This window comes from Streptomyces atratus (assembly GCF_040655115.1).
GTDB classification, from domain to species: Bacteria; Actinomycetota; Actinomycetes; order Streptomycetales; family Streptomycetaceae; genus Streptomyces; species Streptomyces atratus_D.
Genome location: NZ_JBFAJH010000003.1, coordinates 148,750 through 163,909, shown reverse-complemented (window position 1 = coordinate 163,909; position 15,160 = coordinate 148,750). Strand labels below are relative to the sequence as shown.

Genomic DNA, 15,160 nt, shown 5'->3' with positions numbered 1-15,160 from the left:
CGGCTCGACGGATGGGACGACGGATCCGGGCGATGCGGTCGATCCGGGTCCGGTCGATGCGGATGTGGGTAACCCACAGGGCATGCCCGGTCCGCTGAGGACCGGTGCCGCCGCGGCGGTGAGCGTGGTGACCCGGCCGGCGCCCGGGTCCGCCCGGCCGGATGAGACGACGGATCCGGGCCCGGGTCCGGCCGATGCGGGTGTGGGCAATCCGCAGGGTATGCCCGGTCCGCTGAGCGGTGCCGGGGCCCCGGGACCGCCGCCGTCCAGTGGTTCGAAACCGGCACTGAACAAGGTGACCCGGGCGGACATCATCAACCGGGCCAAGAAGTGGGTGAGCGCGAAGGTCCCGTACAGCATGGCGAAGTACTGGTCCGACGGGTATCGGCAGGACTGCTCCGGCTATGTGTCGATGGCCTGGAAACTGAAGCGCAACGAGTGGACCGGCAGCCTCACCGAGTACGGGACCCGGATCGCGCGCGCGGAGCTGCAGCCCGGCGACATGCTGCTCTTCCATAACCCGGCCGACCCCTCGAAGGGCTCGCACGTCACGATCTTCGGAGGCTGGACCGACTACACGCACACCCATTACACGGCCTACGAACAGACTCCTGCGCACACGCGCAAACAGACGACGCCCATGGCCTACTGGACCAATTCGGGCAAATACGTTCCGTACCGCTACAAGGGCCTGACCACCGGAACCGTCAAGTACGGCAGCGGAGCCGGAGCGGGAGGCAGCGGGTCGGCGACGGTGTTCCCGGGCACCACGAAATTCGGTCCGGGCGTCAGCAACACGTACGTCACCCAACTCGGGCGGATGCTCGTGGACCGCGGCGGAAGGCGCTTCTACAAGGTCGGACCCGGGCTGGGCTGGGGCGATGCCGACCGGCGCGCGACCCAGGCGTTCCAGAGGGCGCAGGGCTGGAAGGACAAGGAGGCGGACGGCGTCCCCGGTCCGCACACCTGGCGTCTGCTGATGAGCGGGACCGGCCGCGACATCCCGGCGAGCGGAAGCGGAAGCACGGGCGGCGGCAGCCAGGGGGGCGGTTCGCAAGCGGCTCCGGCCTTCCCCGGCCGGAGCTATTTCCGGCCGGGGAAGGCCGGCAGCCATGTCGACAGGCTCGGCAGACAGTTGGTGAAGAAGGGATACAGCAAGTACTACACGTCGGGCCCCGGACCCCGGTGGACCGAGGCGGACCGGCGCAACGTCGAAGCCTTCCAGCGGGCCCAGGGCTGGCGGGGTGCCGAGGCCGACGGTTACCCCGGCCCGGAGACCTGGCGGCGACTCTTCGCGTGAGAACACGGACATGACGGAGGCGGAAATGCGATCCACGGTGTCGGACAGCTCCGGAATCCCGGAGGACGGGAAGGAACGGGAGCTGATGAGCGGCGTAACGGACGACACGGAGGGTGCCGGAGGTGCCGGAGCCGGCTGGGATGCGGGTGGGGATGTCTGGCCGGGCGCCGGTCCGGCGTCGGGTGTGGGTGTGGAGGCTGAGGGTGGCTCCGGTGTGGGGACCGAGGCGGGGGCCGGCTGGGATGCGGGTGGGGATGTCTGGCCGGGCGCCGGTCCGGCGTCGGGTGTGGGTGTGGAGGCTGAGGGTGGCTCCGGTGCGGGTGCCGGAGGTGCCGGAGACGGCTGGGATGCGGGTGGGGATGTCTGGCCGGGCGCCGGTCCGGCGTCGGGTGTGGGTGTGGAGGCTGGGGGTGGCTCCGGTGTGGGGGCGGAGGCGGGGGCCGGCTGGGATGCGGGTGGGGGTGTCTGGCCGGGCGCCGGTCCGGCGTCGGGTGTGGGTGTGGAGGCTGGGGGTGGCTCCGGTGCGGGGACCGAGGTGCGGGCCGGCTCGGATACTGTCCTCGACCTCGTGCTCGACCTGGTCCCGGGTGATGCGACGGACCCCGCCTTCGGTGCGGACCCGGTGTCGGATCCGGCCGCGGCTTCGACGCCGGCCCTCGACCCGGACCCGGACCCACTGAACCGCCCGCTCCTGGACGCCCTGTCCGACACCACGCCGCAGGCTCGGACCGAACCCGGCCCCGACGCGCCGCACGGCACACCGCCCCCCACGGGGCCGGTGCCCCCCACGGATCCGGTGCCCGCCTCGGCCGCCGAAGCCATCCCCGTACCGGAATCCGAACCGGCCCCGGTATCGGTGTCGGAACCCGACGACGCCGTGACCGGGCGGCGGCATGTCGTCATCACCAAGGAGCGAATCGCCAAGGAGCACACCGCCAAGGAGCACACCACCTCCGTCCCCCTGCACCTCCTCTCCAGTGGCGCGTCCGAGCACACCGACGCCGCCGCTCTCCCCTCCGGTCTCGCCTGGGGGACCGGCGGCGAGAAGCCGGCGGGCCGGCGGCGTGCACCTGTGGCGCACGGGGCGCAGGTGCAGGCGCCCACCAGGCCCGCGCCGGTCGGCGACCCGCGGCTGACCGAGAAACCGGGGGCCGCGCTGCCCGGGTGGGCCGGCGTGCTCGCCGGGCTGGCCGGGATCGCCGGAAGTGGGGCCGTGCTGTGGTGGGTCGGCGCGCTGCCTGCCGGGGTGCCTCACCGGCTCGGGATCGGCTCGCGTCCGTACGACGGCATCGGCAGGGGGGCATGGGCGTCGCTCGCCGCCCTGGTGACCGTGGTGCTCTTCGCGCTCGGCGGTCTGATTCGCGGCCGTGTCGGGTACGCGTGGGTGATGACGCTCTTCGGCGCCTACCGGGGGACCGTGCGGCGGACGGGCCTCGTCTGGGTCAGCCCGCTGCAGCTGCGCCGCCAGGTCGACGTGCGGCTCCGGCACTGGCGCAGCGAACCACTTCCCGCGGTGGATGCGAACGGTACGGCGCTGCGCGTCGTCGTCCTCGTCGTGTGGCGGATCAACGACACCGCGCGGGCGACGCTCGGGGTGGCGGACCACGAGGAGTACCTGCGCGAGCAGGTCGAGGCGGCGATGGCGCGGGTCTTCTCGCAGCTCCCCGCCGACGCGTTCCACGAGGACGCCCACACGCTGCGCAACGCGGAGGCGGTCGGTGACGCGCTGACCGGGATGCTGAAGGCCGACTGCGAAGCTGCGGGCATCGAGGTGTACTCCGCGCAGCCGACCGGCATCGAGTACGCACCGGAGCTCGCCGCCGCGATGCAGCGTCGCCGGATCGCCGTCATCGACGCGCAACACCGCGACACTGTGCTGACTTCGGTGGTCGACGCGGTGGACGACACGGTCAACCGACTGACCGTGCGCGGCCTCGTGGAGCTCGACGATTACGAACGGAAGGCGCTGGTGAAGGACTTGACGGTGGCCTTCTGTACCGGACACAGCGGTGGGGGCGGGGTCTGACGGCGCGTCCGTACCGCGTCGACGGCGAACCGGCCTGGCCGGGGCCGCCGTGGCGGGCATCGACCCGGGGCGCGGAGCCGGCCGCCCTGCTCGGCGCGTACGAGGCGCACGGGTGCGCCCACCTGGTGTCGCCCGGCGGCTGAGGACACGACGGTCGACGGTTGTCCGGGACGCCTGTGTGACACGTGTGTATGGGTGGCGGGCAGCGAAAACGCCCGGGGCGGTTCACGTGTGTACGCGAACCGCCCCGGGCGTTGTCTGTGCGCCGCCAGGGACTCGAACCCCGGACCCGCTGATTAAGAGTCAGCTGCTCTAACCAACTGAGCTAGCGGCGCCTGCTGACTCGAAAATAATACCTGGTCCTCGGGGGTGCTGATGACACGTGCCGACCAGGGCTCCTAGAGGGCCAGTGACAGCAGAACCGGAGCCGCCCGCCGGTTCAGCGTGTCCGCCGCCGAGCGCAGCCGGTGCGCGTGCTCGATCGGCAGCGACAGTGCCAGGCAGCCGGCCGAGGAGCCCGCCGTGAGCGGCACGGCCGCGCAGACGGTGCCCACCGCGTACTCCTGGAGGTCGAGCACCGGGACTGTCGCCGGCTGGCTGTCCAGTTTGGAGAAGAGGACCTTCTCGCTGGTGATGGTCCGCGAGGTGAGCCGGGCGATCTTGTGGCGCGAGAGATGGTCGCGGCGGCCGTTCTGGTCGAGCTGGGTCAGCAGGCACTTGCCGATCGCGCTGGCGTGCGCGGCGGACCGGAAGTCCACCCACTCGTTGACCGCGGGGGTGTGCGGACCGTCGGCGTACTGCGTGACCCGGACCTCCCCGTCGACGTACCGGCTGATGTACACCGCGGCGCCGACCGAGTCGCGCAGCTGGTCCAGGATCTGCTGGAGCTTGTTCTCCAGCGCCTGCCTGCGGGCGGCGCCGGAGCCGAGCAGCAGGAGTGAGGCGCCGATCACATACGCGCCGTCGGACACCTGCTCGACATAGCCCTCGCGGCGCAGCGTCAGCAGCAGTGGGGCGATATGTCCCTCCGGCAGTCCCGTCTCCCGGGAGATCTGGGTGTCCGTGACACCGGTGCCGTGCTTGGAGACCGTTTCGAGAACACGAAGGGCGTACTGCACCGAGTGGAACGGCGCGGTCGGTTCGGGCTTCAACGCCACGGTTTCCCCCACCAGGTTGTGACCGCAAGCTTCTGTACCACGATAGCCGTCAAGAGGCTTTTGTTGGGGGCCCGTTGGCGAGTTCTCGGGTGCGCCCCGCGCTGTCAGCTGGGGCGCACCCGTTTGGCATGTGCCAGAGTCAATAACGATCGATGGACGGCGAGGTCACAGCACCGCGTCGAGGAATTCGCGCGTACGTTCGTGTTCGGGGGCGGTGAAGATTTTTTCCGGCGGACCGGCCTCCACCACCCGCCCTGCGTCGAACATCAGTACCTTCTCCGAGACGTCACGGGCGAAATTCATCTCGTGGGTCACGCAGAGCATGGTGATGTCGGTGGTCCTGGCGATGTCGGACAGCAGGTCCAGCACGCCCGCCACCAGCTCCGGGTCGAGCGCGGACGTCACCTCGTCCAGCAGCAGGATCTCCGGCCGCATTGCCAGCGCCCGGGCGATCGCCACCCGCTGCTGCTGGCCGCCGGAGAGCTGGGACGGGTGTGCGTCGATCTTCCCGGCCAGCCCGACCAGGTCGAGCAGCTCGCGCGCGCGGCTCTCCGCCTCGTCCCGCTCCAGGCCCAGCACACTGATCGGCGCCTCGGTGATGTTCTGCAGCACCTTCATGTTCGGGAACAGGTTGAACTGCTGGAAGACCATCCCGATCTTCTTCCGGGCCTCGCGCAGATGCTTCTCACCCGCCGGCTTCAGGCCACCGTCCGGCGTGCGGACATGGGACAGCGGAGCGCCGTCCACCCAGATCACACCGCCACTCACCCTCTCCAGCGTCATCAGCAGCCGCAGGATCGTGGTCTTGCCCGAGCCGCTCGGTCCGATCAGCGTGACGTGCTCGCCGCGCCGTACCGAGAAGTCCAGCTCGTCGAGGACGACATGATCGCCGTACCGCTTGACCACACGGTCGAAGCGGACCAGTGCGTCCGTGTCCACGGCGGAGATCGCGGCGTCCTCGGGCGCCGGGGCCGCCGTCTTCTGCAGGGGGAGAGGTTCAGTGGCCAAGGCGCTTCTCCAGCTTTCTCATCAGCAGTGAGGTGGGGTAGCTCGCGACCAGGAAGACCAGTCCGGCGAGCGTGAATGCCTCGGTGTACGCGAAGTGGTCGGCCCCGTACCTGCGGGCCTCGAAGACCATTTCCTGCACCGTGATCACGGCGAGGAACGGGGTCTCCTTGAACATCGAGATCGCATAGTTGCCGAGGGCGGGCAGCACCTTGCGCACCGCCTGCGGCAGGACCACGGCCTGCCAGGTCCGCCGCGGCGACAGCGAGAGCGCCCGGCAGGCCTCCCACTGGCCCTTCGGCACACCGTCGATCCCGGCGCGGTACACCTCGGAGGTGTAGGCGGCGTAGTGGACACCCAGCGCCACGATGCCGATGGTCAGCGGCTCCACCGAGGAGAAAACCGCTGCCGCGCCCACCAGCTGGACCAGCAGCGGGGTGGACCGGACGAACTCCATGACGGCCCGCACCGGCACCGTCACGAACCGGCTCGGCGCCCGCCCGGCGACCGCGACGGCCAGCCCGAGGACGGCCGCGACGAGCGTGCCGAGCACGGTCGCCAGCAGCGTGACCTCGAACCCTTGCAGGACCAGGGGCAGGACGTCGCCCGCGGCGTTCCAGTCGAAGCCGTTCACCGGGCACCTCCGGCCGTCGTCGCCACGGCGTCCACCGTGGAGCGGGTGCGCAGCAGGGAGCCCGCGCCGGTCGGCAGTCCGAGCCGCCGCTTGGCGGTCCGCTCCAGCAGGTTCATCAGCAGGGTCAGCGCGTACGCGAGCACGAAGTAGACCGCCAGCAGGGTCAGATACGCGGTGAGGGTCTCACCGGTACGGTCGCGCAGCTGCTGGATCACGGTCATCAGATCGGCCGCGGAGATCAGCCACAGCAGCGGCGTGCACTTCAGCAGCTGGATCAGCAGATTGGTGAAGGGCGGGATCATCTGCACCCAGGCCTGCGGCAGGATCACCTTCCGCATCCGCTGGACCGGCGTCAGGTTCAGTGCGACGGCCGCTTCGTGCTGGGCGCGCGGTACGGAGTTGATGGCGCCGCGCACCACCTCGGAGCCGTACGCCCCGTAGTTGAGGCCGAACGCGACGACGCCGCAGAGCAGCGGCGTCAGCTCGTACCCGGTCAGCGGCGGCATCGCGTAGTACAGCCAGAACAGCTGGATGTAGAGGGAGGTGCCGCGGAAGAACTCCACGACCACCCGGGACGCACCGCGTACCGCAAGCATCCTGCTGATGGCCATCAGCCCGAGGACGAACGACAGGAGCAGGGCGAGCAGCGAGCCCAGCACCGTGGCCTGGAGGGTGACCCACAGCCCCGACCGGAGCTGGGGGAGATTGTCGGAGAAGGCGGAGAAGAAATCGCTCATGCGGCGCCGTCCGTCCCTGTCGGCCCCTTCGGCCCCTTCGGCTCTGCCGGTCCCGTCAGCCCTTGCACAGATCCGCCGTCCGCAGCGTGGCCGGCGGGAGCTCGGTGGCGCCGAAGCCGTACTCCTGGAGCAGCTCCACATAGCGCGACCTGTCGGACACGATCTTCTTCAGCTCGCGGTCGAAGGAGTCCCGCAGGTCCTCGTTGCCCTTGCGGAAGACGGCGCCGCCCGGGCTGTACTGCTTCTTCCCGTCGAGCTCCGGCAGGAACGCCTCGGTGACCTCGGTGCCCGGGTTGGTCTTCGCGAGCCAGCGCAGGGAGATTCCGGTGAGCAGGAAGGCGTCGATCCTGCCGCCCTTGACGGCGTCGGCGCCGTCCTGCGGCTTCTGCAGCGTCTTGATCTTCTCCTTCGCGATGCCCGCGCCCTCGGCGTACGAGCCCTCGACCGCACCCGACATCACCCCGACGGTGATCCCGGCGGCCTTCGCCGACGCCAGGTCCGTGACCTTCCTCGGGTTGCCCTTCTTCACCATCAGCGCGGTCGGCGAGATGAACTCCGGCTCGGAGAAAAGGGCGTTGGCGCAGCGCTCGGGGGTGATCGCCATGCCCGCGCTGACCACGTCGTACTTTCCGGCCTGCAGCCCGGGAATCAGCCCGTCCCACTCGGAGAGGGTGGGCTTCAGCTCCTCGACCCCGAGCGCCTTGAAGATCTCCCGGTGCAGGGTGGGCGCCTCACCCTTGAGCTCCTTGCCCTCCAGGTAGCCGTACGGGGCCTCGTTGGCGTACGCGACCCGGACGAAGCCCTGCTTGCGGAGCTTGTCGAGCGCCCCCGCGCCGTCCGTGCCACCGGAGGCGGTCTTGCTGCACGCCGCGAGCGCGCCGGGCACGACGAGCAGGCCACCCACGGCTGTTGAGCGGCTGAGAAAGCCCCGGCGGGACAGGTTCGGGAAGTCGGCCATGGTTCGCAATCTCCTGGAACGGACGAACAGTTCGGACAGGGGGGACGCCTGCCCGATCCCGTGCGTCTATGCAGGAAGCGGCCCGGTGTGACCGAACGGTGTCCGGAAGGTGATCTCTCCGTGTCTCAATGCGCAGACGTGTCAACGTCATTCGGGGCGCCGGGGACATCCGGTGAGGGAACATATCCGCGCCGCTTGTCGACCACGTTCGGCAACGGCTCCCCGGCCGCCCACCGGTCGTACATCTCCACGAACTGCTCGCCCAGCCGGTCCCGCCAGCCCACGGTGTCGCCGCTCATGTGCGGGGAGACGATCAGCCCCGGTACGTCCCACAGTTCACTGACCGGAGCGAGCGGTTCGTGCGGGAAGACGTCGAGCGCCGCGCCCGCGATCCACCGTCGGCGCAGCGCGTCGGCGAGATCGTCCTCGACGACCATGGGACCTCGCCCCACATTGATGAAGCGGGCCGAAGGCTGCATCAGCCCGAAGAACCGCGCGTCGAACATCCCGCGCGTCCGTTCCGTCAGCGGCGCCGCGCAGATCACCCAGTCGGCGAGCGCCGCCAGCCGGTCCAGATCCTCGGCGCCATGGATGGTGCGCCGCGCCGTACGCCCCACGAGCGCCACCTGGACGCCCAGCGCGTTGAGCAACCGGGTGATCTCCCGCCCGATCGGCCCGGCCCCGACGACGACCGCACGGGTGCCCGCGAGCTGCTGCGACTCGCGGTGGTGCCAGCGCCGCCGGCGCTGCAGCTCCAGCGTGCCGGGGACGTCCTTGGCGAACGCGAGCACCAGGCCCAGCACGTATTCGGCGATCGGCCGCTCGAAGATGCCTCGCGCATTGGTCAGCACGGTGTCGGACGCGGCCAGCTCCGGGCAGAGCAGCCGGTCCACGCCCGCGCCGGCCGTATGCACCCAGCGGGGCCGCGGTCCGTCGCCGGGCCAGGCGGCGCGTACCGCGTCGGAGGTGACGTCCCACACCAGCAGGGCGTCGGCGTGCGGCAGCTCCGCGGCGAGGCCGGCCTCGTCCACGTAGCGGATCCGGACCCGGCCGGTCAGCCGGCCGAGGCGCGGCGACGGGGCGGCGTCGAGTACGAGGAGGGTGGGCACTGACATCGGGGAGTGGCCGTCTCGTCAACGTCTGAGATGTGTGGATTGACCACGCTCGCACCCGGGCCCGCGTCCGTCAACGGCAAGGTCGGCGGGGGTGCGGGCCCCGGAGGAATGCTGGGCAGTGGGGAGGGCGGCGGCAGTACAGCGGTCCAGTAGCGCAGGAGGGTGAATATGACGTCCGTCGGATTCCTCGTTCGCCACCCGGGAGGCGCCGCCCGCGCCGGTCGGGAAGTGACGGGCGGGAATAAGCGGAGACAACCTCCTGTTGGCGTCCCCGGACGCACGAGTATCACCGGAGAGGCCTTCACGTGGACAAGAACCGAGGCGACGAGAGCCGCGGCGACGAGAGTCGCGGCGACGGCGTTCGGGACCAGGGCATTCGGGGCGAGGCCCGGGGAACGGCCTCCGTGCCGCTGTCGGTGCTCGACCTGGTGACCGTCGGGCAGGGGTGCACCGCGACCCAGGCGCTGCGCACCAGCGTGGACATCGCCCAGCTCGCCGAGCGCCGCGGCTACCACCGCCTCTGGGTCGCCGAACACCACTCCATGCCCGGCGTCGCCTCGTCGTCCCCGGCCGTGATCCTGGCCCACCTCGCCGCCCGCACCGAGCGGATCCGGCTCGGCTCCGGCGGGGTCATGCTGCCCAACCACGCCCCGCTGGTCATCGCCGAACAGTTCGGCACGCTGGAGGCCATGGCCCCCGGCCGCATCGACCTCGGCCTCGGGCGCGCCCCCGGAACGGACGGTGCGACCGCCGCCGCGCTGCGCCGCACGGACCGGCTGGGTGAGGGCGCCGAAGACTTCCCGCAGCAGCTCGCCGAGCTGACCCGGTTCCTGGACGACGACTTCCCCGACGGTCACCCGTACGCCCGGATCCATGCGGTCCCGGGCCCGGTGCAAGGTCCTGCGGGCCGCCCGCCGATCTGGCTGCTCGGCTCCTCCGGCTTCAGCGCCCGGCTGGCCGGGGTCCTGGGCCTGCCTTTCGCCTTCGCCCACCACTTCTCGGCCCAGAACACGATTCCGGCGCTCGACCTGTACCGGGACTCGTTCAAGCCGTCCGCGGTGCTGGACGCCCCGTACGCCCTGATCGGCGTCTCGGCGCTGGCCGCCGACGAGGAGCGCGAGGCCCGCCGCCAGGTCCTGACCGGTGCCCTGTCGATGGTCCGCCTGCGCACCGGCCGTCCCGGCCTGATCCCGACGCCGGAGGAGGCGGAGGCGTATGCCTTCACTCCGATGGAGCGGGAGTTCGTCGACAACTGGCTCGGCAATGTCATCCACGGGACGGCGGACGAGGTGCGCGGCGGTCTGGACGACCTGGCCAAGCGGACCGGGGCGGACGAGCTGATGATCACGGCGAACGCGCATGGCGGGGAGGCACGGCTGCGGAGCTACGACCTGATCGCGGATGCGTACGGGTCACCCGACAGGCTCTGAGGTCTGTGCGGGTGGGCCCGGCCGACCGTTCTGCCCTCAAACGCCGGACGGGCCGCGAGGTGCCCTCGATCCCCTCCCGAAGCCTCAAGGGCATGGGAGGGGCCCCTCGGCAGACGGTGAACATCAAGCCTGCCCGGTGATCGAGGGCACAGCCGTTCCGGGGCGCGGCTTTTCAGAGCTTCAGGGGGCTCGTCCCGATGAGTTCCGCGATGCGTTCCGGGGCCACCGCCCGGGAGTAGAGCCAGCCCTGCCCCGTGTCGCAGCCGATCCGCCGCAGCCGTTCCGCCTGGCTCACGGTCTCCACGCACTCCGCGGTGACGGTCAGCCCCAGCCGGTGCGCCAGCTGCACCATCGCCTCGACGATCGTCTCGTCGGCCGGGCTGGGGTGCGCCCCGTCCTCGTACCGGAAGCCGCGCACGAATGAGCCGTCCAGCTTCAGTACGGAGACCGGCAGCCGGCTCAGATAGGCGAGGTTCGAGTAGCCGGTACCGAAGTCGTCGATGGCGATCCGGACGCCCATGTCGCTGAGTGTCTGGAGCGCCTCCAGCGGCCGGCCCGCCGGGCCCATCACCGCGGACTCGGTCAGTTCCAACTGCAGCAGTCCGGGTGCCAGACCGGTCTCGGCGAGGATCTCGGCGACATCGGTGACCAGATCGGAGTCCCAGACCTGCCGTACGGCGACATTGACGCTGATGAAGAGCGGCGGCTCGGCCGGATGGTCCAGTTGCCAGCGCCGGGCCTGGCGGCAGGCCGACCGGAGCACCCACCGGCCGAGCTGGACGATCGAGCCGTCCTCCTCGGCGATCGCGACGAACCGATTCGGCGAGAGCATGCCGAACTGCGGGTGGTTCCAGCGGACCAGAGCCTCCACCCCTCGTACGACCCCGTCGGCCATCCCGACCAGCGGCTGATACTCGATCGTGAACTCGCCGCGCTCGACGGCGGGCCGGAGCGTGGAGGAGAGCGCCTGCCGGGTCATCCGGTGCGCGTTGCGCTCGGGGTCGAAGAGCGTCCAGCGTGCCTTGCCGTCCGCCTTCGCCCAGTACAGCGTGGTGTCGGCGGCCTGCATCAGACCGGTGGCCGAGGTCCCGGCGACGCCCCGCTCCACCACCCCGATCGACGCGGACACGGCCAGCCGTGTCCCGGCCAGGTCGAACGGCTTCTGGAGGGCGGCGAGCACCGCGCGGGCGAGATCGGTGAGCTGCTGCGTCCCCGAGGACTCCTCGACCAGGATCGCGAACTCGTCGCCGCCGAGGCGCGCCACGAGTGTGCCGCCGGTGCGGTGCAGGCTCTCCTGTTCGGCGCAGTCGGTGAGCCGGGCGGCGACGGCGGCGAGCAGCCGGTCGCCGATCCGGTGTCCCATCGTGTCGTTGACGGCCTTGAAGCCATCCAGGTCGAGGTAGCAGAGCCCGATCCGGCCGTGCCGCCGGAGGCTGTCGTCCTGGTACGGCGGGGTCTCCAGGACGGCGGAGAGCCGCTCGAAGAACAGCGTCCGGTTGGGCAGCCGGGTCACCGGGTCGTGCGTCTGGAGGTGGCGCAGCCGCTTCTGCAGCTCGCGCCGGTCACTGATGTCGGCGACGGAGAGGAGCACGGGGGAGGCGCCCGGGATGATCCCGGTCCCCGCGCCCGTTCCGGTTTCCGTTCCGATCCCCGCGCCCGTCCCGGTCCCGGTGTCCGCGCCTGTGCCCGTCTCCGTGCCCGTCGTCCCCGTCTCCGGCATCGGTACGACGGTGATCTCGGCCCACATCGAGCGTCCGTCGGGGTGCTTGAGCCTGCGGGTGCAGCGGAACCGGGAACGTCGGCCGCGCAGCACCTCGCGGTACGCATGCCAGGTCCGGACGTCGGCGGAGAGATCGAGCAGATCGGACGCGGACTGGGCGGCCAGTGCCGCGGGATCGGTGCCGAGCAGCCCGCCGAGGGCGTCGTTGGCGCACAGGACCAGGCCCTCGTGGTCGACGACGGCCATCGGCAGCATCGCGCCTCGGAAAGCGGCCCGGTAGTCGGCCGGGCGGGAGTCGACGGACCCCGGGCCGACCGGTTCTGTGTGACGCTCCGTGACTGTTTGTCGCACGGTAGGGGTCGCTGTGCCCACCGCGGGCCTCGGCCCTTCGGAGGTTCCGCTCACCGCTCGCTCCCGCCGTGCAGTTCTGTCCTGAACAGTTGTGGTCGGACTGGCCCGCCGCGCGGAGCGCCGTTGTCTGAGGCGGAATCCGCGCAGGAAAGCGTGGTGAAGCATAGATGCTGTTGTCTGGCCCGTTCCAGCTCTCCGCCCGTTGCGACCCCGGGGAAAACCCCGCATGGGCGATGCGCGAGTCGTTCCGGTTTGCCCGCAACTGATTGTTTCTGCGCTGCTCTGTTCCCTCAAGTCGATCTCGGGTCTTTTTCGCGTCGCCGCAGCGATCGATAGTGACTGTCCGTGAAAAGACTCCGGGAGGCTGACTGCTGACCCGAGTGGGGCAGCACAACAGGGCGAACACTCCCGAACCGGCACAGGGTGGATTGCGTGTCCCCGCATCCCGCACCCGGAGGTCGATGTGCCGCCTCAGCGCAGACTCGGGGGACTGGAGAGACCGAGTCCGCGTGCTGTGGTGGCCGGTACGACCGCTCTCCTGGCGTTCGCCGCCACCTCCCTCGTCGCGGGTCCGGCCGTGGCGGCAACGGGCGAAGTCGGCCCCTGCGCCCTCCCTCGGACGGAGGCACACCACTCGCTGGGCCTGGACGAGTGGGACAGCGCCTATCCGCGCCCCGACCACGCCCTCGACGCGGTCATGATCTTTCTCTCGTTCCCCGACGCCCGCCCCGTCACCACCCCCCGCGAGCTCGCCGCCGACTACTTCCCCGCCACCACGCAGTTCTTCCAACGCGCCTCGTACGGGAAGTTCACCCTGCGCCCGCACCCGCAGCGGCAGTGGGTCCAGATGCCCCACAGCTCCACGTCGTACGGCATAAAGCGCGACTGGGACGACAAGCGGCGCAGTTCCTATCTGCGCGACGCGATCGCCGCGGCCGACGACCAGGTCGACTTCTCGAAGTACGACATCGTCTACCTGGTCGCCGACCCGGACGCGCCCGGCGTCGACTCCGACGCCACCAAGGTCGTCAACTTCGACCAGCCGCTGCACGCCGACGGCACGGACATCAGGCGCCTCGTCACCGTCTTCGAGCAGCACCCGCCGGACCGGAACGTGCTGGCCCACGAGACCGGGCACGTCTTCGACCTGCCGGACCTCTACCACCGGCCGTCGGACGGCAAGGGTGACTGGGACACGTTCGTCGGCGACTGGGACGTGATGGGCAGCCAGTTCGGTCTCGCGCCGGATCTGTTCGGCTGGCACAAGTGGAAGCTGGGCTGGCTGGACCGCAAGCAGGTGGCGTGCATCCAGCACAACCAGGACATCACCCTGGAGCCGATGGCCGCCGTGCCGGTGCCCGGTGCGTCCATCGGGACGCGGCTCGCGGTGATCAGGACCGGTGAGGGCAGCGCCGTGGCACTGGAGGCCCGCAGTGCCACCGGCAACGACCGGGCGACGTGCAGCGAGGGGGTGCTGATCTACCGGGTCCGCAACGAGACGCCGTCCGGCGGCGGGCCCATCCAGGTCATCGACACCCACCCGGACACCGACGCCTGCTGGGACCAGTCGGTCTACCCGCCGCTCGCGGACGCCCCGCTGCGGGTCGGCGAGACGTACTCCGTCCCCGGCGAGCACACCCGGATCGAGGTCGCGGACCGGACGCCGTCGGGTGCGTGGACGGTCCGCATCGCCACGGGCACGTAACGCCACCGCGACGGAAAACGAAGAAGCCCCTCGCTTTCGCGAGGGGCTTCTTCCGTCTGTGCGCCGCCAGGGACTCGAACCCCGGACCCGCTGATTAAGAGTCAGCTGCTCTAACCAACTGAGCTAGCGGCGCCTGCTGACGTCGTAGACCTTAGCACCCTGATCGGCGGGAGGAAAAATCGAAATCCGAGCCGGCCCGGAAGGCGCGGAGCGGGTCGCGCGCACACAGGCCCAGAGCAGTACGTCGGGTCCCGGCAGCCACGGGTTACGGGTGCCGGGGGCGACCACCCAGCGGGGCCCCGACGAGGAAGAATCGCAGGCCAGGGGCGGGACGGTCACCGCGTCCCCGGTGCCGTGGCAGAGCAGCGGCGGGACCCTGCCCTCGCGGTCCTCCGCCTCCTGGGGCACCTCGAGGTCGTGCTCCGCCGCCTGCTCGTGGCTGGTGCCCCACTCCTCCCAGTCGAGCAGCGAAGGCAGCCGCTGGGCGGTGCCGGGGGCGGCGAACAGCAGCATCCGCCCGCGGTGCGTGGCGACGGGGCCGGAACCCGGGCCGTCGGCCCACAGGTGCTCCAGCATCCGCCGCCCGAAGAGCGCGGGCACATTGACCACGTCGAACGCCGACCCGCATGGCAGGACGCCGGGGGAGCCGGGGTGGGCCTCCCACTGGGCGAGCGTGGAGCGCGGATACGCGGCGGCGCCGACCAGCCAGGCCGCTCCGGCCGCGGTGACCTCAGCGGTCCGGTCCCGCAGGACCGCGAAGACATCGGCACCGTGGCGGGTGCCGGTGCGGGGCCCGGCGCAGGTTCCGGTGCCGGCATGCAGGGTGGTCTCGTCTGGCAGCCATGCGCTCATGACTACCTGTCTACCGGTAGTGACACTACGGATTGCAAGAGTTGCCGGAAACCCGGACAGGGTGGGGTGGAGAGGAGTATCTTGCGCGCAGGCATATGCCAGCGGCTGTACCCGGAGTCAGATCCGGAGCGGGATCCGGGGCCGGACCCCGAGTCCCCGTCGTCGGATCC

12 protein-coding genes and 2 tRNA genes are annotated in these 15,160 nt (G+C 70.8%); 4 read left to right on the top strand and 10 right to left on the bottom strand.

What is annotated here, in order from left to right; genetic code table 11:
- Positions 1-1,300, top strand: a 1,300-nt coding sequence (locus AB0I23_RS05870; protein ID WP_359107193.1) for a peptidoglycan-binding protein, incomplete at its 5' end; no start/stop codon positions are given.
- Positions 1,301-1,325: 25 nt separating this feature from the next.
- Positions 1,326-3,326, top strand: coding sequence for an SPFH domain-containing protein (locus AB0I23_RS05865; protein WP_359107191.1), 2,001 nt, complete (start codon positions 1,326-1,328; stop codon positions 3,324-3,326).
- A gap of 261 nt (positions 3,327-3,587) precedes the next feature.
- Here AB0I23_RS05865 and AB0I23_RS05860 read toward each other — a convergent pair.
- The 7 genes from AB0I23_RS05860 to AB0I23_RS05830 all read right to left on the bottom strand — a co-directional run bounded on the left by AB0I23_RS05860 (position 3,588) and on the right by AB0I23_RS05830 (position 8,932).
- A tRNA-Lys gene (locus AB0I23_RS05860) sits at positions 3,588-3,661 on the bottom strand.
- A gap of 63 nt (positions 3,662-3,724) precedes the next feature.
- Positions 3,725-4,483, bottom strand: a complete 759-nt coding sequence (locus AB0I23_RS05855; RefSeq protein ID WP_359107189.1) for an IclR family transcriptional regulator — start codon at positions 4,481-4,483, stop codon at positions 3,725-3,727.
- Positions 4,484-4,648: 165 nt separating this feature from the next.
- Positions 4,649-5,491, bottom strand: coding sequence for an ectoine/hydroxyectoine ABC transporter ATP-binding protein EhuA (gene ehuA / locus AB0I23_RS05850; protein WP_359107188.1), 843 nt, complete (start codon positions 5,489-5,491; stop codon positions 4,649-4,651).
- Positions 5,481-6,122: an ectoine/hydroxyectoine ABC transporter permease subunit EhuD gene (gene ehuD, locus AB0I23_RS05845; protein WP_359107186.1), complete on the bottom strand. Its 642-nt coding sequence runs from the start codon at positions 6,120-6,122 to the stop codon at positions 5,481-5,483. The genes ehuA and ehuD overlap by 11 nt, the downstream gene beginning before the upstream one ends.
- Positions 6,119-6,859, bottom strand: a complete 741-nt coding sequence (ehuC, locus tag AB0I23_RS05840) for an ectoine/hydroxyectoine ABC transporter permease subunit EhuC (RefSeq protein ID WP_359107184.1) — start codon at positions 6,857-6,859, stop codon at positions 6,119-6,121. Before ehuC ends, ehuD begins: the two co-directional genes overlap by 4 nt.
- 55 nt (positions 6,860-6,914) lie before the next feature.
- The gene (gene ehuB / locus AB0I23_RS05835; protein ID WP_359107182.1) at positions 6,915-7,817 is read right to left on the bottom strand and encodes an ectoine/hydroxyectoine ABC transporter substrate-binding protein EhuB; all 903 of its coding nucleotides are present in this window, start codon (positions 7,815-7,817) and stop codon (positions 6,915-6,917) included.
- A gap of 125 nt (positions 7,818-7,942) precedes the next feature.
- Positions 7,943-8,932 (bottom strand): D-2-hydroxyacid dehydrogenase, encoded by a 990-nt coding sequence (locus tag AB0I23_RS05830; RefSeq protein WP_359107180.1) that lies wholly within the window; start codon positions 8,930-8,932, stop codon positions 7,943-7,945.
- A gap of 305 nt (positions 8,933-9,237) precedes the next feature.
- Here AB0I23_RS05830 and AB0I23_RS05825 point away from each other — a divergent pair, with 305 nt between their 5' ends.
- Positions 9,238-10,362, top strand: coding sequence for an LLM class flavin-dependent oxidoreductase (locus AB0I23_RS05825; RefSeq protein WP_359107178.1), 1,125 nt, complete (start codon positions 9,238-9,240; stop codon positions 10,360-10,362).
- 172 nt (positions 10,363-10,534) lie between these two features.
- Here the strand turns inward: AB0I23_RS05825 and AB0I23_RS05820 are convergent, their stop codons facing one another.
- A complete protein-coding gene (locus tag AB0I23_RS05820) occupies positions 10,535-12,487 on the bottom strand; it encodes a putative bifunctional diguanylate cyclase/phosphodiesterase (protein WP_359107176.1) in 1,953 nt (650 codons plus the stop codon).
- A gap of 436 nt (positions 12,488-12,923) precedes the next feature.
- Here AB0I23_RS05820 and AB0I23_RS05815 point away from each other — a divergent pair, with 436 nt between their 5' ends.
- The gene (locus AB0I23_RS05815; RefSeq protein ID WP_359107489.1) at positions 12,924-14,138 is read left to right on the top strand and encodes a M6 family metalloprotease domain-containing protein; all 1,215 of its coding nucleotides are present in this window, start codon (positions 12,924-12,926) and stop codon (positions 14,136-14,138) included.
- 59 nt (positions 14,139-14,197) lie between these two features.
- On the opposite strand, the gene AB0I23_RS05810 is transcribed toward AB0I23_RS05815, so the two are convergent.
- Both AB0I23_RS05810 and AB0I23_RS05805 read right to left on the bottom strand, forming a co-directional pair.
- A tRNA-Lys gene (locus tag AB0I23_RS05810) sits at positions 14,198-14,271 on the bottom strand.
- Entirely contained in the window at positions 14,262-14,990 is a 729-nt protein-coding gene (locus AB0I23_RS05805; protein WP_359107174.1) for a bifunctional DNA primase/polymerase, read from the bottom strand. Before AB0I23_RS05805 ends, AB0I23_RS05810 begins: the two co-directional genes overlap by 10 nt.
- Positions 14,991-15,160 lie beyond the last annotated feature (170 nt).